The organism is Paenibacillus sp. FSL R7-0216, assembly GCF_037969915.1.
GTDB classification, from domain to species: Bacteria; Bacillota; Bacilli; order Paenibacillales; family Paenibacillaceae; genus Fontibacillus; species Fontibacillus rhizolycopersici.
The window spans coordinates 2,455,473-2,475,029 of the sequence record NZ_CP150222.1; the positions used below are offsets into that span (position 1 = coordinate 2,455,473).

Annotated in this window: 17 protein-coding genes and 1 pseudogene; 14 read left to right on the forward strand and 4 right to left on the reverse strand. The window is 53.3% G+C overall.

All coding sequences use genetic code 11. The features are described 5' to 3' along the window. The first annotated feature begins 39 nt into the window (after positions 1-39). Positions 40-456 (forward strand): PaaI family thioesterase, encoded by a 417-nt coding sequence (locus MKZ15_RS11040; protein ID WP_155608127.1) that lies wholly within the window; start codon positions 40-42, stop codon positions 454-456. Between the two features lie 84 nt (positions 457-540). Further along, positions 541-1,620, forward strand: coding sequence for a glycosyltransferase family 4 protein (locus MKZ15_RS11045; RefSeq protein ID WP_339821997.1), 1,080 nt, complete (start codon positions 541-543; stop codon positions 1,618-1,620). 67 nt (positions 1,621-1,687) lie between these two features. On the opposite strand, the gene MKZ15_RS11050 is transcribed toward MKZ15_RS11045, so the two are convergent. Next, on the reverse strand, positions 1,688-2,458 hold the full coding sequence (locus tag MKZ15_RS11050) for a YheC/YheD family protein (RefSeq protein WP_155608129.1): 771 nt from the start codon (positions 2,456-2,458) through the stop codon (positions 1,688-1,690). A gap of 175 nt (positions 2,459-2,633) precedes the next feature. Between MKZ15_RS11050 and MKZ15_RS11055 the strand changes: the two genes are divergently transcribed. The 5 genes from MKZ15_RS11055 to MKZ15_RS11075 all read left to right on the forward strand — a co-directional run bounded on the left by MKZ15_RS11055 (position 2,634) and on the right by MKZ15_RS11075 (position 8,473). Continuing rightward, the gene (locus tag MKZ15_RS11055) at positions 2,634-3,095 is read left to right on the forward strand and encodes a MarR family transcriptional regulator (protein ID WP_155608130.1); all 462 of its coding nucleotides are present in this window, start codon (positions 2,634-2,636) and stop codon (positions 3,093-3,095) included. Between the two features lie 29 nt (positions 3,096-3,124). Then, positions 3,125-4,420, forward strand: a complete 1,296-nt coding sequence (locus tag MKZ15_RS11060; RefSeq protein ID WP_339822002.1) for an MFS transporter — start codon at positions 3,125-3,127, stop codon at positions 4,418-4,420. A 105-nt stretch (positions 4,421-4,525) separates the two neighbouring features. Continuing rightward, positions 4,526-6,085, forward strand: coding sequence for a spore germination protein (locus MKZ15_RS11065; RefSeq protein WP_339822005.1), 1,560 nt, complete (start codon positions 4,526-4,528; stop codon positions 6,083-6,085). An 11-nt stretch (positions 6,086-6,096) separates the two neighbouring features. Further along, positions 6,097-7,338: a Ger(x)C family spore germination protein gene (locus tag MKZ15_RS11070; RefSeq protein WP_339822008.1), complete on the forward strand. Its 1,242-nt coding sequence runs from the start codon at positions 6,097-6,099 to the stop codon at positions 7,336-7,338. 28 nt (positions 7,339-7,366) lie between these two features. Next, positions 7,367-8,473: an endospore germination permease gene (locus MKZ15_RS11075; RefSeq protein ID WP_339822011.1), complete on the forward strand. Its 1,107-nt coding sequence runs from the start codon at positions 7,367-7,369 to the stop codon at positions 8,471-8,473. A gap of 41 nt (positions 8,474-8,514) precedes the next feature. On the opposite strand, the gene MKZ15_RS11080 is transcribed toward MKZ15_RS11075, so the two are convergent. Both MKZ15_RS11080 and MKZ15_RS11085 read right to left on the reverse strand, forming a co-directional pair. Next, positions 8,515-9,372: an SDR family oxidoreductase gene (locus MKZ15_RS11080; RefSeq protein ID WP_155608176.1), complete on the reverse strand. Its 858-nt coding sequence runs from the start codon at positions 9,370-9,372 to the stop codon at positions 8,515-8,517. Between the two features lie 145 nt (positions 9,373-9,517). Then, positions 9,518-9,694, reverse strand: coding sequence for a hypothetical protein (locus MKZ15_RS11085; protein ID WP_167521278.1), 177 nt, complete (start codon positions 9,692-9,694; stop codon positions 9,518-9,520). Between the two features lie 308 nt (positions 9,695-10,002). Here MKZ15_RS11085 and MKZ15_RS11090 point away from each other — a divergent pair. Both MKZ15_RS11090 and MKZ15_RS11095 read left to right on the forward strand, forming a co-directional pair. Beyond that, positions 10,003-11,181 (forward strand): annotated as a pseudogene (locus MKZ15_RS11090) (glycosyl hydrolase family 8); the annotation flags it as partial. 15 nt (positions 11,182-11,196) lie between these two features. Further along, positions 11,197-11,583, forward strand: a complete 387-nt coding sequence (locus tag MKZ15_RS11095; RefSeq protein WP_239483931.1) for a discoidin domain-containing protein — start codon at positions 11,197-11,199, stop codon at positions 11,581-11,583. Between the two features lie 62 nt (positions 11,584-11,645). Here MKZ15_RS11095 and MKZ15_RS11100 read toward each other — a convergent pair whose 3' ends face one another. Beyond that, positions 11,646-14,987, reverse strand: coding sequence for an SNF2 helicase associated domain-containing protein (locus MKZ15_RS11100; RefSeq protein ID WP_339822014.1), 3,342 nt, complete (start codon positions 14,985-14,987; stop codon positions 11,646-11,648). Positions 14,988-15,162: 175 nt separating this feature from the next. Here MKZ15_RS11100 and MKZ15_RS11105 point away from each other — a divergent pair, with 175 nt between their 5' ends. The 5 genes from MKZ15_RS11105 to MKZ15_RS11125 all read left to right on the forward strand — a co-directional run bounded on the left by MKZ15_RS11105 (position 15,163) and on the right by MKZ15_RS11125 (position 19,553). Beyond that, a complete protein-coding gene (locus MKZ15_RS11105) occupies positions 15,163-15,873 on the forward strand; it encodes an FHA domain-containing protein (RefSeq protein WP_339822016.1) in 711 nt (236 codons plus the stop codon). 33 nt (positions 15,874-15,906) lie between these two features. Beyond that, entirely contained in the window at positions 15,907-16,902 is a 996-nt protein-coding gene (locus MKZ15_RS11110) for a glycerophosphodiester phosphodiesterase family protein (RefSeq protein ID WP_339822018.1), read from the forward strand. A 152-nt stretch (positions 16,903-17,054) separates the two neighbouring features. After that, on the forward strand, positions 17,055-17,999 hold the full coding sequence (locus tag MKZ15_RS11115) for a hypothetical protein (RefSeq protein ID WP_339822021.1): 945 nt from the start codon (positions 17,055-17,057) through the stop codon (positions 17,997-17,999). A 74-nt stretch (positions 18,000-18,073) separates the two neighbouring features. Next, on the forward strand, positions 18,074-18,823 hold the full coding sequence (locus tag MKZ15_RS11120; RefSeq protein WP_339822024.1) for an ABC transporter ATP-binding protein: 750 nt from the start codon (positions 18,074-18,076) through the stop codon (positions 18,821-18,823). Next, the gene (locus MKZ15_RS11125) at positions 18,804-19,553 is read left to right on the forward strand and encodes an ABC transporter permease (protein ID WP_339822027.1); all 750 of its coding nucleotides are present in this window, start codon (positions 18,804-18,806) and stop codon (positions 19,551-19,553) included. Before MKZ15_RS11120 ends, MKZ15_RS11125 begins: the two co-directional genes overlap by 20 nt. Positions 19,554-19,557 lie beyond the last annotated feature (4 nt).

The window sequence follows — 19,557 nt, forward strand, 5'->3', positions numbered from 1 at the left end:
AGAAAAATACGCGGCGACAAGAACGGGAGGTCGTAAGAAATGAAAGCGGATTCAGAAGAACTGCGGCAGCGCCTGGAGCTTTGGAATCAAGCCGCGGTCGGTTCGTTCGTCGATTACCTTGGCTGCCAGGTGGAAGAAGCGGACGAACGCAGGGTAGTTATGACCTTGGACATCCGTCCGCAACATCTCAATTTGATTGGCATCGTGCATGGCGGCGTTCACGCGACGCTGATCGATTCGGCCATGGGACTGCTAGCGATGATCGCTAAGCCCGAAGCAAGCGTCGTCACAACGAATTTGAACTTGAATTATGTGGCAAAAGCCGAACAGGGACGGATAACCGTGACTGCGGAGATGGTCCACGTATCGCGCAAATCGGTGACGACGATGGCGTATGCCCGGCTGGACCAGGGGGAAATCTGCGCCTTTGGGACGGGAACGTTCCGCGTGACCTGACAGCTTGGGTGATTGCCTCGGCGCGGGAGGCTTGATCTGTGCATATGGTAAATAGATGCAAGCCATATGCACAAGGAGGAGCCTATGAACCTATTAATGGTGGCGCCCGAGCAAATACCGGTTCCCGGCAGCGGTTCCGTGGAAATCAGCATGCTGGCTATCGCCAGACAGCTGGCGCTTAACCACACGGTAACCTTAATCAGCAGAACAGGCCGTGGTCTGCCACATGTCAGCAGGATGGGGAGACTCACGATCGTCCGTGTAAACACCGGCAGCCCAAGCCGCTATATCGCATCGGTCTTGCGATACATCCGGGGACGGCGCTACGATTTGATCCAGGTCGATAATCGCCCGCATTACATGGCCAAAATCAAGGCCATGTTTCCTCATACTCCAGTTACCCTATTTCTGCATTCACTAACTTTCGTAAAATCTACGGCGCGGGTGAACGAAAGTCTGGGTAAAGCGGATCTGATCATCGCTAACAGCGACTCGCTTAAAGCGAGTTTGGCCGCGCGTTTCCCTCGCCATGCGGGGAAATTACGAAAGGTCTATCTCGGCGTCGATACCGGCCGGTTCAGACCGGCGGAGGGGAGAGCCAGCCGTTCGGGGGGCCGGTTCCGCGTGTTGTTCGCCGGCCGGGTGATCCCGCGGAAAGGGGTCCCGGTGCTGATTCGGGCGGTCGGACTCGCTCGTCAAGAATATGGAGCGATCGACCTCACGGTCATCGGAGGCGGCCGGCCAGGTTATATAAAGGAACTAAAACGGTTGGCACGAGCAAGAGGGGTTCCGGTGAGGTTCACCGGAAAAGTTCCGCATCGCGCCATTCACCGCAAGTTCCGCGAGGCCGACTTGTTCGCATGCCCCTCCCAAGAGCATGAAGCGTTTGGACTCGTAAACGTTGAAGCGATGGCTTCTGGGCTTCCCGTCGTTGCTTCTAATATTGGAGGGATCGGGGAGATCATTAAGCATGGGGCGAACGGTTATCTGGTAGACGCGTATGCCAAACCGGCAGATCATGCCAAGTGGATTCTGAAGCTGGCGCGAGATCGCGAGCTGGCTGCGAAGTTGTCCAGGCAAGCGCGGAAGGATGCCGTTGAGCGGTTTAGCTGGAAGCAAACCGCCGGGAAGCTGATGGGAATCTACAAGCAGTTTGGCTCTTGAACAAACGAAAACCGGACGGAAGGCATCAGTAGGATTGCCATTTCCGTCCGGTTTCGTTTGTTTGTGTTTATTTATATTTTCCATAAGCCCGGGCATATTTCATGATCGTGCGGAAGATACTCTTGTCCTTCAGTTTCCGGAAGATGAAGGGGTCAGGGGAAGTATTGACCTCCAGGATCCAGGGACGCAGCTTTTGGTCAATTGCCACATCTACCCCGATTTCTCTCAGCCCGGGAAACGTGATCTTCAAGTGATCGGCTATATCCTCGCCAAAATCCTGCAGCGTACTCATGTATGACTTGAGGCGAGGACCCTTCAGATACGGAGTGAGCAACTTCTCTGCAGCCACGAGCTTTCCGTCGCTGTGATAGTTGGTGACGATCTTCTTCGGATGAGCTAATCTGCCGATGATCCCTGTCGTTGTCCAGACTTTCTGCGGGGTGCGTTGAACCATAACGCGCAGGTCAAATCGACGTTGGTCGTATTTGAGAAGATCGATGCCTTGCTGAATGAGGTAGCTGCCTCGAAATTTATGCTTCTTGATCGAAGCGTATAACTCGTCAATCGAACCGTAGGATCGAACGATTTTCTCAAGCTGGAATTGGTAGCTTCCCTGCCGTTGGTGAGGTCGGTATTCCACTCGCATGACCCCATTTCCCCAAGTGCCGTTCACGGGTTTAACGTAGACCATTTTATGCTTCATTAGCATATTTGATAGATGTTCTTTACTGAATCGGCGAGTTTCGGGGAGGTAGGCCCGCAGCTTGCTGCTTTGCATTAAGACCGCGTTCTTTTTCCATTTACTTGTGACATGACGTGAGTGCCGTGAAGATTTCATAAGTGAATATCCCCTTCAATTTCATATAGGGTAGTGTATTCTTCTGTCTCGCAAAGGGAGAAGATGATCACCTAGTGTACCGGAAAATAGACATTAGCAGTTTTGTCGTACTTTGACGTAATTAGTTCAATGACATATAATTGTTATGACAACTATATGAGAGGGCGAAATTCGTATGACGACGGATCAATCGCAAAGCGAACTGGCGGTGGGATTTATCATGGGCGTCTCTTACCGAAAAATCGTAGCTTTGCTCCAGCATCGGCTGAAGGGCTATGATATCACGGCGGAGCAGTGGTCCGTGCTGAACCAGATCGATAGAGCAAACGGCTTGATTCAGAAGGAGATCGCGGATCGAACCGGGAAAGACAAGCCGACGACAACCCGTATTATCGACCTTCTGGAGAGTAAGGGGTTGGTATTCAAGGAACCGGGGCGGCAGGACCGTAGATCCTTTTTTGTCTACAGTACGGAGCGGGGGAAGGAGATCATCCGGGAAACGGCGCCGATCGAGCAAAGCGTGACCGATGAGGTCAAGCGGATGATGAGCGGTGAGGAGTACGAATTGTTGATGGATTTGCTTCAACGCATTCATGTTCATTTCAGCGACTCCCAATTTGACGAAGTAGAGAAATAAGTGCAAGGAGAAGGAGAGAGAGAGATTATATGAGCTTACCATCGAATCAACAACCTGAATCGGAACGGCTTTGGACGAGATCGTTTATTTCATTAACGATCTCTGCTTTTTTGTTGTTCTTAAATTTGCATATGCTATTGTCGACGTTTTCGTCTTATGTAAAAAGCGAGTTTGCCGCAAGCGATCTTCAGGTTAGTCTTGTGACCAGCGTATTTGCCGGGTCGGCCATCCTAACGCGGTTTCTGGCGGCGGGGCTGCTGCGCAAACTATCGCCCAATGTGCTATTGTTCATCGGGTTAATTATTGCGGCGGTGGCGACGGTCCTCAACAGCGCTGCCGGATCGGTAGGCACTCTTCTGCTGGTCAGGGCCGTTTACGGGATCGGCTTCGGTATTGGTAGTACGCTGCTGCCAACCTTTGCCTCGCGGATCATTCCGCTCCAACGCATGGGGGAAGGTATTGGATACTTCGGGTTATCCAGTAGCCTGGCCATGTCGATCGGTCCGATGATCGGCTTGAATGTCATGCGGGAGTTAGGTTTTGGAACACTAACGCTGATAGGGACAACTGCCGTGCTGCTAATGTTTCCGTTGTTGCTGCTAACTCGGGCGCTTCCCGCGATTCGGCCGATGAAAGAGAAGGAGCAGCGGCAGCCCAGAGCGACGCAGGGCGAAGAAGATACCAACGCGAAACAACGTCCGGCGTTTAACCGTGGGCTTGTGTTTCCTGCTCTGCTAAATATGATTCTAGCTGTTACCTACAGCGGGCTCTTGAGTTTTATAGCGCTGTTCGGCGAGTTTATCCACTTGGATCAGGTCGGATTGTTTTTCCTGTTTAACGCGGTGACGGTCGTCCTCATTCGTCCGATCTCCGGGCGGATCTTTGACGCCAGAGGTCATGCCGCCGTTCTGATCCCGTCCGCGCTACTCGTGATCGCAAGTATGTTCATCCTTTCCTACACAACGAACCTGCCAATGTTAATCCTATCGTCGCTGCTGTACGGACTAGGTTTCGGCGCGATCCAGCCGACGATTCAAGCCTGGATGCTTCGTACTTGCAAGCCCGAGCAATACGGGAGCGCTAACAGCATGTTTTATAACTCCATGGATTTTGGCGTCGCTGTTGGCGCCGTTATTTTGGGAGCTATCGCTTCCGGAACCAACTATGCCGTAATGTACCGATATTCCGCAGGATTTATGGGATTGTTCTTGGTGTTTTATCTCGTGGTTGAGTGGACGAAGCGTATGCGCCGCATGCAGCGGGAGACTTCCTTGGACCCTAGCGATAATCAGGCTGATTACAACATGCAAAGCTCCGGCATTTAGCCGGAGTTTTTTTGTTGGGATGTGAACTTCTCCCCTCCGAACGCATACCTAATTTGGATTTGGCACATATTACAAATTACAACTGCTTAGATCCGGAGGCACGGAATGAGAAGAATCAACCGAAATCGGCCGCCCCATATCCGGCGGAAGGACAAGGCGGAATCGATCACGGAGGGACCCAATGAAGCGGCTAGCTGTCCAATAGACGGGCCCCCAAGCGATACGGTCGTTATGATCCAGGAAGCTTTAGGAAACAGCCCGGATGTCCACATCCGCAAAATGGCGAATGAGAAATTTGTCGTCAGTTATATCGACAGCTTGACTGATCCTAAGCTGTTAAGCGAGCTGATGAGTAACCTCGAAGACATGATTCAGGAAGGGGGAGAGGCCAGTTCGAAGGAGCAGTTCGCGGATTCCATTAGCGCGGGAAGCGTAAAGCTGGCAAGCACAGAGCGCGAGATGCTATCCGGCATGCTAACCGGAGCAGCGGTAGTCCTCGTTGAGGGAGTGGAAGGCGCCCTGCTTGTATCCATCCCCGGCGGATCGCGACGATCCGTCGAAGAGCCGTCCTCCCAGACCGTGATTCGCGGACCGAAGGAAGGTTTTACGGAAGACATCTCGACGAACTTATCACTCATCCGCAAACGGCTGAGAACGCCGGATTTGCGCCTTGAAAATCGTGTCATCGGCACATATACCCAAACTCGGGTAGTCGTGGCTTATATCCGGGGAATCGCCCAGGCTTCCGTAGTGGAGGAAGTCTTGAAGCGGTTGGATGCCATCGATACCGACAGCATTCTGGAGAGCGGTTATATCGAAGAGTTTATTCAAGACCGTGCCTTCACCCCGTTTCCGACGATTATAAATACCGAGCGTCCCGATACCGTAGCCGGTTCTTTATTGGATGGACAGGTCTCCATCCTTATTGACGGTACTCCTTTCGCGTTGGTTTGTCCGGTGACGTTTTTTAAGTTTTTCCTATCCAGCGAAGACTATTACCAAAGGTACGATATTTCTTCTTTTCTGCGGAATATTCGTTTGTTTTCCTTCTTGGTCGCGATGCTGCTCCCATCCCTGTATATTGCGGTTACGACGTTTCATCCGGAGATGCTCCCCACCACGATGCTAATTAGCATCGCGGCCCAGCGTGAAGGCACGCCGCTTCCGGCGCTCCTGGAAGCGATGCTGATGGAAATTACCTTCGAGGTGATTCGGGAAGCCGGCGTTCGAATGCCGCGGGTAGTGGGTCCTGCGATTTCGATCGTGGGAGCGCTGGTATTGGGACAAGCCGCAGTTCAAGCCGGACTTGTCTCTGCCGTTATGGTCATTATCGTGTCGTTTACGGCCATTGCTAATTTCGTCATTCCTACGTTTGCCATGTCGTCGGCTGTGCGGCTGATTCGCTTCGGTCTCATGATTTTGGCAGGGAGTTTTGGTCTATATGGGATCTTGTCCGGCATAATCCCCTTGCTGATGCATTTGGTCTCGCTTCAATCTTTTGGAGTTCCTTATTTCCTGCCGGTCGCTCCGCTAAGCTGGTCCAACATTAAGGATGTGTTTATCCGTTTGCCTTGGCCCAGAATGAATAAGCGTCCGGAATATATCAGTATCCAAAATCAGGTGAGACAAGGGAACGGTCCGAAAGAGGACCCAAATAAATCCTAGGAGAGTGCGAGATGCGCCGAATCTTGTTGTGCTGCGCTGCCGTCCTTGTGTGCATGGCGACGGCAGGCTGCTGGAACCGCACGGAGTTGGACGAATTGGGCATTACCGTAGCCAACGGCTTTGATCGCAGCGGAGATGAATGGGAGATGACTTATCAGGTGATCATCCCGTCGGCTAGCGGGGCAAGCCAAGGCGGAGGAAGCGCCGGCGGCGGCTCTCAGCCGAGCGTGTACGTGTTCACGACGAAGGGAAATACGATTCGCGAGGCCGCCGACCGAGGATATACGGAAAACCCGCGCCGGTTGTATTTCGGTCATACCGACATCATCGTGATCGGGAGGGAGGTCGCCGAAACGGGCATTGAGCAAATCCTCGATTTGTATTTTCGCAACATTGATGCTCGCGAAACCGTGCTCGTTGCCGTAACGGACGGCAAGGCAAGAGAAATATTACGTAAAATGGTCCCTCCGGAAAAAATTCCGGGTACGGCTCTGGCCGAGATTTTGCGGAAGCAAAACAGCTCCTCTTCTTATTTTCCAGTCGTTAATGTATTTCAAATGGCTCAGAAGCTGGTTTCCGACGCACAGACGGTCGGTGTACCGGAGATCATCGTCACGAAAGGAAACGCCAAGGCGTTGGAATCGCTGGACGTCAATAAAACCACTTCGCCACCCGTTAAAATGAAGGTTGAACGGTTGGGTGTGTTTCATCAAAACCGGCTCGTCGGGTACCTATCCCGCAACGAGAGTTACGGAATCTCGTGGCTGACGAATCAAGTCAAGGGCAGCACTCTATCCTTCTCCTGCTCGGGAGCTCAGACCAAGAAAAAAGATGGAACAGTGCGGATTACCAGCGCCAAAACCAAGGTGACGCCGATCCGGTCCGGGGAGCAGCATTACAACATGCAGGTGGATACGGAAGCGAGCGGCGATTTGCTGATGGAATTTATGTGTGCAGAGGATTTGTCCAAGCCGCAGAGCATTAAAGTAATCGAAAAGGCGGTGGCGGAGGAGATAAGGAGCAAAATCGAATTGGGATGGGAAGCGAGCCGTAAACTGCGGGTCGACTTGCCCGGATTCGCCGATAAAATCCATCGCAAAGATCCGAAGACATGGAAGAAGCTGCAAAACGACTGGGGCGAGGAGTTAACCCGGATCGAATTGGACATCCGCGTAAAGGTGAAGTTGCAACGTCCCGGCCTGACCAAAAAATCGTTCGATACTTTGTTGAATCAGGACTCGGAGCAGAAATGAACCGGAGGAAGGAAGGAAGGCGTGCCTCATGGGCTTTAAGAAGAGTAGACTGCCGGAGTTTATCTCCAGCTTCGCGTTGTTCGAGGTCGGAAGCACCACCTTATTTCAGATCGGCGCCGAAGCGAAGCAGGATGCCTGGCTGGTGATGCTCCTGGGGGCGCTGGCCGGGTTGCTGCTGCTCCTGATGCATCTGGCCATTCACCGCCTCGACCCGAAGCGGGACTTATTCGAGTTATGCCGAACCTATTTCGGCAAGGTTACCGGTACGGTCTTCGGTAGTGTTTTTGCGGCGTATTTCGCCTATGAGGCTTCGCGCAACCTGAGGGATTTAGGTGAACTTGCCTCTTATATGCTATTAAATCGAACTCCTATTGGGATTATCATCCTGATCGCCACCCTGGTGATCGCCAACAGCGTCCGATATGGACCTCATGCCGTGTTTCTGAGCTGTCTGGTCATGATCCCATTCATCATGATCAGTTATTTTATCCTCATCTCGATGATTGCGGGGGTTGGCTTGATCCATGTCGAGAACATGCTCCCCGTATTGGAGAACGGACTTCAACCCGTGATGAAAAACGTTCCAGACGTCATATCATTCCCGTTTGGGCAGACCGTGCTGTTTCTGGTCTTTTTTCCGATGATCCATGATGAAAAGAAGCTCCGCAGGTCCATTCTGGTCACATACGGATTAACCGCGTTATTCCTGATCCTTGTCAATCAGATCAATGTTCTGGTGTTAGGCCCAAAGCTGGCGGAGACGCTCACTTTCCCTTTATTGCAGGTCGTACAGCAGATCGAATTGGTTGAGGTATTCGAAAGAATGGATATTCTCTTCGTACTCGTCCTGTTTATCGGACTGGGAACCAAGCTGGTTCTCTTCTATATCGGGGCGGTGGCAGGGGGCTCGCGGATCACTGGCACGCCTTATAAAAAGTGGGTTATCCCGTTTGCGATCGCGATTCTCGGGATGTCGTTTATCTCTCCCAATTTTACGCACCACCTGTGGGTAGGAATCGACGTCGTCCTGAAATGGTACCCCATCATCCAAATAGGGTTGCCGGTGATCCTGATGATCCTCATGCTGGTTCGCAAAAATAAAAGGGGAGGGGAGGAAGAGCAGCAAATGGTCTAGTTTTACTCCTGCCTCTTGCTGTCCCCTCCCCAAGTAGCCATCTATTTCCCCTTGCGCGTCAGCTCAGAGAGACGATCCCACTCCTCGTCCGTGACCTCGGCAAGATCGTTGAATTGGCCGGCGCCCCGCAACCATTCGCCGCCGTCAATTGTGATGACCTCCCCATTGATATAGGCTGCGGCGTCCGATAGTAGAAAGGCGGCTAGGTCCGCCAATTCCTCAGGGCGGCCGGTTCGGCCAAGCGGGACGCGTCCCAGCATCTTCTCCGCAAGTTTTGGCGTCGGTGAGAGGCGGGACCAGGCTCCCTCGGTCGGAAACGGACCGGGAGCAATTGCTACCTGGCGGATGCCGTAAGGAGCCCATTCGACGGCCAGCGAGCGGGTCAGGGCCAAGACGCCAGCTTTGGCTGCCGCGGAGGGTACGACGTAACCCGAGCCGGTCGAAGCGTAGGTGGTGGCGATATTCAGCATTGTCCCTGTTCGTTCCTGCTCAATCCAACGTTTCCCGACCTCCAGCGTCATATAAAACGTGCCGTGCAGCACAATGCCCAGCACGGCGTCGACGGCGCGCGGCGACAAGCGTTCCGTCGGACTAATGAAATTACCAGCCGCGTTATTGACCAGCGCGTCGATGCTGCCGAAATGTTGCCAAACGGTGTCGACACAGGCGCGTACCTGTTCGGGATCGCGCACATCGCAGCGCTGTGCGAGCACCTCGCCACCGCAGCCGGCCGTCATCTCCTCAGCCGCGCTGCGCAATACTTCCTCGCGACGTCCGCAGATGGCGACCTTCGCCCCGAGCTGCAGGAACCGTTCCGCCATGGCCCGGCCTAGTCCTGTGCCGCCGCCGGTAATCAGGATTGTCTTTCCCTTTAGAAGACCCTTCGCAAACGCTTCCATAAATCCACGCTCCTTGGTCGATTTTTGCTTCTGATACAAAGATATTCGTCTGCTAAGCCTGTTATCCTGTTCTCGGGGAGCAAAGAAAGGCATAAAAAAAGCAGGAACCCAAGCGGGCCCTGCGGACAGTTCGTGGAAGCAGCCATTATTTCGCGGAATCCGTGTCGGTAAACGGCACCGGCTTGGCGACCCATTCATCCGCTTCCGGTTCGATATCCACGCCGTTCTCCATTTTCTTCTTCTCGGCTAACGAGTCGCCTTGTTGGTCCAGTTTATTCCGCAACTCGGCCTCATCGCGTGCCTGTTCATTCTGATGTTCCATGTTGATCCTCCTTATGTCGGTCTGCATTGGTGGCATTACCCTTCTTTAGGGTATCCCGATCGCCGCATTTACAAACATCATGTTTCGGAAGGAGTTGTCCGGTTTATTATCGTTGGGATTTGTAATAAAATACAAGTAAGACATCCTTGCTGCTTCATGATAAGCAATTCCGAAGACGCTTAACGAAAGATTAGGTTTACACTTTCGATTTGAGGAGGAATGAGATGATGCTCCAAAAGGTTTGTCTTTTCTTGTTATGCCTGTTCGTTACGGCCTCCGTGGGGGCGGTAGGTCCGGCTTCTCCGGCTTCCGCAGCTGGCGAACTGAAGCCGTTCCCGCAGCAGGTCAGCTATCCGGGCATTTTGAAGCCCAGCCAAGTGACCCAAGCCGCGATGAATCAGGCGGTTACAGCCTACTATGACTATTGGAAAGCGACTTATCTCAAAAGTAATTTAACTTCTTTGCCTGGTGGTTATTACGTGAAGGGAGACATCACCGGCGATCCTGATGGATTTACGGCGCTCGGTTCCTCAGAAGGCCAAGGCTACGGCATGATTATTACCGTACTGATGGCCGGATATGATCCGAACGCCAAGGCGATTTACGACGGGCTGTTCAAGACGGCTCGCGCGTACAAAAGCAGCGGCAACCCGAACTTGATGGGTTGGGTTGTGGCCGACAGCAAAGCAGCCCAAGGGCATTTTGGCTCGGCCACCGACGGGGACCTCGATATCGCGTACTCGTTGATTTTGGCGCATAATCAATGGGGGTCGGGCGGGTCCGTCAATTACTTGCAGGAAGCGAAGAAAATGATCACTGACGGCATTAAAGCCAGCTACGTGACGTCCGGTTACCGCTTGAACCTGGGCGATTGGGACGGCAAAGACGCCCTGAATACGCGCCCATCGGATTGGATGCTTAGTCATCTGCGAGCCTTTTACGAGGTGACCGGAGATGAGACGTGGATTCGTGTAATTGACAATCTATATGACGTGTACCAGCAGTTTACATCAACTTATTCGCCGAATACGGGACTTATTTCCGACTTTGTGGTGGGTAATCCGCCGAAGCCGGCTCCGGAATGGTATCTGGACGAGTTCAAGGAAACGAATCAATATGCTTATAACGCCAGCCGGGTGCCGCTGCGCATCGTCATGGATTACGCTTTCTACGGCGATCCACGAGCGAAAGCGCTAGCCGATAAAATGGCCGGCTGGATCAAAGGGAAAACCGGCGGATCTCCGGCTAACATCAAAAACGGATATAAACTTGACGGTACGGCTTTTGGCGATTATGCCACCGCGGTGTTCGTCTCTCCCTTCATATCAGCGGGAACGGCGAACCCCGCGAACCAGGCATGGGTGAACGCCGGCTGGGATTGGATGAAGAACAAAAAAGAGGATTATTTCAGTGACAGCTACAATTTATTGAATATGCTGTTCCTTACAGGCAACTGGTGGAAACCTGGAGGCTCACCGGTACCGGAAGCACCTAACCTAGCCCTGAATAAAACGACCGTCTCCAGCACGGTTGAAGGGGTTGGATTCGAATCGGGAAAAGCGGTGGACGGTAACCAGATGACGAGATGGGCTAGCCGAGAAGGCAATGACCCGGAATGGATTTACGTTGATCTGGGTTCGGTGCAGCAAATCACCGGCGTCAAATTGCGCTGGGAGGTAGCTTACGCCAAGCGATATAAAATCGAAATCTCTAGCGACAGCGGGTCGCCCGAGCATTGGCAAGAGGTGTATTCGACCTCAAGCGGGGATGGGGGACTCGACGAAATTCCTCTGGCTCCCCAGGCGGCGAGGTATGTCCGCATGTACGGCATCGAGCGGGGGACACCTTACGGCTATTCGCTTTACGAGTTCGAAGTTACGGGGCAGTAAAAGAAGAGGGTTCGGGAACGCCAATACGGTATGGCGGTCCCGAACCCTTATTTGTGATGGGGCTAAATCATCAGAATTTCGCGAATTTCCCGCTCAGTTAGCGCGGATAACGTCTCCTGTCCTGGCTTTAGTACCTCTTCGACGAGGTTTTTTTTCTTTTGCTGCAGCTCGTACATTTTATCCTCCACGGTGCCTTGCGCGACCAGACGGATGACCTGAACGATATTTTTCTGTCCGATCCGATGGGCTCGGTCTGCGGCCTGTTGCTCGACCGCGGGATTCCACCATAAATCGTAGAGAATGACCGTATCCGCGCCGGTCAGGTTTAAGCCGGTGCCGCCGGCCTTCAGCGAGATCAGGAACATGTCGCGTTCTCCGTCGTTAAATCGGTTGCAGAGCTCCACCCGTTCGGCCGCTGGGGTTTTTCCGTCGAGATAAAAGAAAGGTTGCCCCCGATAACCCAGCTCACGGCCGATAAGCCCAAGCATCTCCGTAAATTGGGAGAAAATCAGCACGCGCTTGCCGGCGCTTTGGCATTCCTCAATCATTTCCATCAACTGATCGAACTTCGCCGAACCTCCGTCATACCCGTCGACGAACAGCGACGGGTGACAGCAAAGCTGCCGCAGCCGGGTCAACCCGGCTAAAATACGAATGCGGTTTTGACCGAAAGTGTCCTCGTCCAAATGTTTGAGTGTCTCCTGCTGCAGCTTGGCCAAATAGGCAAGGTACAGCTTCTTTTGTTCCGGGAGCAACTCCGAAGCCTGGAGGGACTCGATCTTCTCCGGAAGCTCCTTCAGCACGTCGATTTTCAACCGCCGCAAGAGGAAGGGGCGAATTCGTTTCGCCACCGTCTCCCGGGATAGATCGTTAAACGCTTGCCGGCTTGGGAATAATTCGGGAAACACGGCGCTGAAGATCGACCACAATTCTTCCAGCGAATTTTCCACCGGGGTACCGGTCAAGGCGAACCGGTATTTTGCCTGTAAGCTCTTCACCGCTTGGGCCGTTTGGCTGGCGTAATTTTTGAAGCTTTGGGCTTCGTCCAAAATCAACGTATGAAAGGATAGTTCGGCAAACTGTTCAATATCGCGGCGCAGTAACGGGTAGGAGGTGATGATCACATCCGCCTGCGACGCTTCACGCAGCGTCCGCACCCGTTCGGCTTTGCTCCCATCGGCGATGACCGCCTTGATATCCGGAGCGAATTTCGTCATCTCATTACGCCAGTTATATACCAACGAAGCAGGGGACACTATCAGCGCCGGCTGACCGGACTCGGCGATTTCCGGCAGTACCGAGACGAGGAAAGCGATGCTTTGCAGCGTCTTTCCTAGTCCCATATCGTCGGCGAGAATGCCGCCAAAGCGGTAGTGGGCCATCGTTTTCAGCCATTGGTAGCCATAGGCCTGGTAATCTCGAAGTACGTCGGAAAGCTGCGGCGGTACCGGAAAATCCAGATTGTCGGGATGCTGCAGGTTATGCAGCAGCTCACGGTAAGCTTTGCCGAGCTTCACCGTCCCGCCTTGTCCTTGGTCATCCCGGATGTGTAATCCACGAAGTACCGGCAGCCGGAACTCCGGTCCGTGGATCTCGCTTTGGCGCAAACCGAATTCGTTTAAGAAGCGAACAATGTCCTGAAACTCCTCGCTTTCCAGCGGCATGAGCGCTCCATTGGGCATCCGGTAATAGCGACGTTTCTCCTCCAGAGCTTCTAGCAAGCCGCGGATTTCCGATTCACCGATGCCCGTCATGCTGAAGCGGAACTCCAACCAATCCGTTCGCTCGTCCACTTCAACGGAAATTTTCGGCGGACGAAGATCAGGAATCAGCCGTGTTTTGACAGCCGAGGTCGCATAGATCTCCGCCAGCTTCTCGAGTTCCGGCATGACATGGTACAGGAACTCGTATTCCGCCTCCTCATTGTCGAGAAAATAGGCGCTTTCCGTTCGCGCAAACAAGCCGGACTCCATCAAATCGAGGATTTCCCGCTCCCGTTCACCATCGCGAAGGAGAATCAAATCGGTCCCTCTCTTTGAGCCAGGCTCTTCCAAAGGGTTGAACACAACATCCCCGTATTGGAATTCCAAGCCGGCCAGCAATCGATCTTTGACCCGGTCGAGATACACCCGGGCTTTTAACTGAGTTCGTACCATACGAGAAGCGACTTTTTGCTCAACGTTTACCGATCCAAGCTTCATCAGACCAGGCAGCACCCGTTCTACGAAAGGCTCAATTTGATCGGGCGAGATCAGGATATGCTGCTTCCGGGCGGTTGCGAGCATATGCTTCATCTCGGCGAGACGACGGGTTTGCGCCGGCGGTCGCCGGATAAGCTTGCCTTCCGACAGAATGACGCCGTAGGCATCCAACACCGTCACCTCATCGAGGCCCTGTGCGGAAAATTGATAGCTTTCGTCACCGGACTGACCAAGCTCAAAACTTAACGGCAAGGTTTCGTTCGTCACCGTTAGGCCCGGCCATATTTGGCCGTCATGTTCCAAATGCACGAGTGGTGCCTGAGTTAGCAGGGGAAGAAGACCGTCCCAAAAAAACGGCGGCACCGGCAGCAATCGATCGGAGTGACCGTAGGATTTGGCGGTGTATCCCCCTAAGCTTTCCTGGTACATCTGCTCATTACGCTGGATCTCCGCTAGTTTCTGCAGGATCGCTTCATCCTCCGGCCTGAAGGCGTAACGTTCCGGATCGTAATTAAAATGCTTGGAGAAGCTGTACGGCTCGCGCCGCGAGATTTTATCGAGAAAATCACGAATGTTCTTGACGATGTAAAGCCGCTTCTCGCCGATCTTTAGCTCCAGTCCGAGCAAGTATTTACGATATCCGTAAGGCACCGGTCGGAGCGTAAATTCGGCTTCCAGCGGCGTCCGCTGGTCGAACCTCACTCCTGTCCGGAGCGGCGGCTGGGCGTTCTCTTCGAACAAGCGCATCATATCTCGTGCGATCCAGATATCGCGGGAGGGGATGTCGCCGGGTTGTTTCTTCTGCATCATGCTTAAAGATTCGTTCCAAGCCTCCCCTGCGAAATTCAGGTCGTCGCCCTGCGTCCAGTCCTCTTGCAGTAATGACCGGGAGGGACGAACCGGTGACTTGCCGCCCTGCAGCATGTCGTGCACTCCGAGCAAGACGGCGGCAATATGTTTGCAGTAGTTATTATAAGAGTAGAAGGCGGGGCAATTGCATTCCGCATGCACGTCGCCGTGTTGATCGATCTGCAGCGCAACATGATAGTGGCCGGTCCCGGACACCGCCGCTTCATAAACGCGGGAGCCGTGGTCCATTCGGAGGAAGGTTACCTTGCCGGTTCGGTAATAAGCCTCTCCACGCTCGTAAGCGATCCGGCCGCATAACAATTTGATGACGCGCTGCGTTAATTGTAAGCTCATGGATTGATTCCTCTCTCGGTCATTTCCGTTCGTCAGGTGTTCGCCTTTTGTTCTCCTCTTATGATAACAGAAAAACGCCCGGTGAAAAACGAGGGGTTCTATCAGCCAGCTGTGAGGATAATATCACTACGGTTGCCATATTCTTTGCCCGTCCCTTAAGATAAGATGATGATGGATGACCAATTGGAGGGGACTAGGTGTGGATACCTTTGCCTGTATTTATATTCTTCGCGGCGACCCGTTTCGTCCCGGGACCTGCTTATATCTGGATCAAGATGTGACGGAAATCGGGCGCACTTCTTCGGATAACTTTCCGGATATGGCGTTCACGAACATTTTTATTTCCCGCAAGCATTTATTGATTCGGAAGGAAGGGGACCGGGCGGTTGCTTACGATATGGGAAGCCGCCATGGTACGGAGCTGAACGGGGTACGTATGATCGCGCATGCCCCGTACGTGCTTGAAACGAACGACATCCTGAAATTAGCGCGGGGTACGAGTGTACTGCATTTTTCCTATTCGCCTGGGGAACAGACGCTGGAGTTTGAGCCGGTGGTTAGCTCGGCACATCCGGAGGCGCTGGAGGGACCGGTTACGATCCATTGGGAGAAACGCGAGTGTATCGTGGATGGGGTCAAAATCTCGATGTCCGAAAAAGAATATTTACTGCTCAGACTGCTACATGAGCACCCGAACCGCCTGGTGACGATTCACGACATCAAGCAAAAGGTGTGGTACGACCGCAATCCCGGCCCTGACGGGCTGCCGGATGTGACGATCGACGAGCTGACGACGCTGATCTATCGGATTCGCAAGAAGTTTGGCCGAGACACGTTCCAGATCAATGCGATCCGAGGAAGCGGATATATATTAGAGACAGAGTAAGATTTGGATGGGGAGGATCGGGGGGGAATTGGTTTGCGTAAGATCAGGAATATCTTTAGAACTAGAACGTTTTGGATTGTGCTTCTCTTTATCGCATTCGTTTATTTGAACAATACGCCGCATTTGATCGCCGCCCGCGACGGTGAGGCGAAGCTGTTAGCCCACCGCGGGCTGGCGCAAACCTTCCCGATGGAAGGGATTGAGAACGATACGTGTACAGCCGAGCGGATTTACGAGCCGGAGCATGAGTATCTAGAGAACACGCTGCCTTCCATGGAAGCGGCGTTTGCGGCAGGCGCGGACATGGTGGAGCTGGATCTAAAGCCGACCAAGGATGAGCAATTCGCTGTGTTCCACGATTGGACTTTGGATTGCCGGACGAATGCCGAAGGAACAACCAAGGACTACACGATGGCCGAGCTGAAAATGCTGGACATCGGTTACGGATATACGGCCGATCAAGGCAAGACGTATCCGTTCCGTGGCAAGGGCGTTGGGCTGATGCCCTCGTTGCCCGAGGTTGTGGAGCATTTTTCGGGTAAAGCTCTATTGTTGCACATCAAGAGCGACGACCCCGAGGAAGGTAGGCAACTTGCCGCTTACCTCTCTACCCTAAAGAAGGAAGAGCGGGACTTGCTGACTGTTTACGGCGGTGACCAACCGATCGCCATCTTAAAGGAACTGCTGCCGGATACACGGGTCATGTCCAAAGCGACGTTGAAACAGTGTCTATTGTCTTACGAAGCTTCCGGATGGTCGGGATACATCCCCGACGCTTGTCGAAACACCGAGCTGCACATCCCTGAGAAAATCGCGCCTTGGCTGTGGGGATGGCCGGATAAATTCCTGAGCCGCATGGAACGGGCGAACACGCGCGTCATCCTGGTTGGCGGCGACGGTAGCGACTTCTCCAGCGGCTTCGATATGCCGGAGGATGTCAAGCGGCTACCGGCGGGATATACCGGTTGGATTTGGACGAACCGAATCGACCGGATTGCAGCAGCGGTCCGAAGAGATCCTCCCGACTGAAGATCACAACAAGTGAATGGCCGTTCCAAAGTCTGTAACTCGACTTTGGGACGGCTTTTTTATACTTTTTTTAGATTTCGTTTAGAAGCGCTTTAGAGCCGTGGGCTAAGCTTATAAAGGAAAGACAAAACCATACGGAAAGGAAGAAGAAGATGAACCAAAAATGGATGAAGCGAGGAGCGGTGTTCGGAATCGGGGCCGCCCTGCTGCTCGGCAGCGGATTGTCTGCCATGGCGGGAACGTCGGGGTACGAAACTTATAAGTCCGCGATCAAACAGACGTATACCGCGTCAAGCTTGACCAACCAAGGAAGCATTGTCGTGACCGACAACGGCAAGACAATTGCGAACGCGAAGTTGGAGGTCAAGCTGAACAAGGAGAAGGACACCCTGAGTGCTAACATTGAGGTAACCGGGACTTCGGGAACCCAGACGTTCCAAGCGTATAAGCAAGACGGAAAAATGGTGTTCGTTGGCGGCGACGATGCCGACATTTATCGAGTTCTGCCCCTTGCAGAAGAGGAGAAGCGATTCGGTGACGGGGACTTTGATCCTCCGCAGCATGCAGAACAATTGATGGAAGCTTTAGTGGGTAACATCACGGATTTGGCTACGGTGCAGGAACTGCCATCCGGCGGCAAACAAACCTCGCTGCATTTAACCGGCAGCCAAATTCCAGCGATCGTGCAAGCGGTAGGCTCCCTCGCAGCCGGACATATGGCAACGGTCGACAAAATGATGGCTGAAGGCGGCCAGAATGCACACATGGAACACGGGATGACCGGAGCGCCTTCTACAGGGATGATGTCGATGCATCCTTCTATGACGGATTTCGATTTTCCGGTGTTAACGAAGGACGTGAAGGTTGAGGATATCCGTTTTGACGCGGAGATCAACAAGGAACAATATGTAGAACACCAGCAAGGACAAATACTCGTGCGGGGAACAGACGACGCAGGACAAACGCATGAGCTCGTCGTCAAAGCCAGCTTTGATCTGTCCGGGTTTGGACAAACAATGCCGGATACCGTGGACTTGACCGGGAAGCAGGTCGAAACGATCGAACGCCAGGAACATATGCCGCATTGGCATCGATAATCATGGAGTTACCGGGTGTCGGGCCAGGCGGCCCGGCATCGTTTTCTAGAATGGATCGATAGGAGTTGGTGGATGTGGAGACGATTTTGGAGGCACTAGGGGTTAGTAAACGTTTCGGCAACGGACGCGGAATCGGCCAGGTAAGTCTGAACGTCAAAGCTGGGGACATCGTTGGGCTGTTCGGGCAAAATGGGGCTGGCAAAACAACCCTGCTTAAGGCGATGACGGGCCTTTGCCGTCCCGACGAAGGAACCATTCGGCTATTCGGCTACGATTTGAATAACCACTTCGAGCAGGCGATGACCCGAGTAGGTTGCGTGATCGAGGCGGCAGATGCGTACGACTATATGACGGGGAAGCAGAACCTTCGTCAGGCCGCTCGCTACTATCCGAATGTGCCGGCTTCGCGAATCGAGGAAGTACTGGAAATGACGGGGTTGGCGCCTTATCAGAACGAACGGGCGAAGCACTATTCGTTAGGGATGAAGCAGCGTCTGGCGCTAGCGGCAGCCTTGCTGCATGAGCCGCGGCTTGTGATCCTCGATGAACCGACGAACGGGCTGGATATTGAAGGAATGGTGGAGCTTCGCGGAACGATTTCCAGGTTGGCACGTGAAGAGGGGATTGCTTTTGTGATCTCCAGCCATATGCTAAGCCATCTTGAACCGATCGTGACTACGGTTGGAATCCTTCACCGCGGGGATTTGATTCGTTTTGGCCTCCGTTTTGAATTGGTGCCGCCGGACGTGACGTTGGAAGATTACTATTTGGATGCGATCCAATCAGGGAAAGGAGAAGATCTACATGAACGCACTGCTGGCTAGCTGGCGTAACGAGGTGGAGAAACTGTGGTTGCGAAAAAGAACCAAGGCGGTTCTGGCGCTGGCCATCCTAGTTCCGGTGGTTTTAACACTAGGCATCTCATCTCTTGGCCGTATGATGGGGCTGACTGCCGCGCTCGGGGGGCAGGTCTCCATAATCACCCTGAATCTGCTAACCGGGTTCTTGCTCCCGCTCTATTTGTTTATCTCGGCTGCCGATTTGTTTCCCGGCGAGACAGCCGCTCGAACGATGAAATTAACACTGGTGCGCCCCGTGACTCGCGCCAAGCTGTTCGCGGCCAAGGCGTTGGCGCTCTGCTCGGCTGCAGCAGCGATCTTAGCCGCAGCCGGAGTGACTTCCGCGGTCTGCGGTCTGCTGACGTTCTCATCATCATCGATGCTGGAATGGACGGATAACCTGATCGCCTATGCGGTGTCCGTTGTTCCTATGGCGGTACTTAGTCTCATCGCGGTATGGATTGCGATGTTCTTCTCAAATAGCGCCGCTGCTCTGGGCTCCATGATTGTCGTATTCGCCGCCGCGAAGCTGCTGCCGATTCTGTTCCCAGCGATTGCGATCTGGTCGCCGTTTGCCTACACAGATTGGTACGCATCATGGATGGGTAACGGAGCCGGGATCGGCAAATTGCTGCAATCGTTTTTCATTTTGCTCGCTTATAGTATGATGGCATATGTAAGCAGCGTCACCCGATTTGAGCGCAAGTCATTCTGATCTC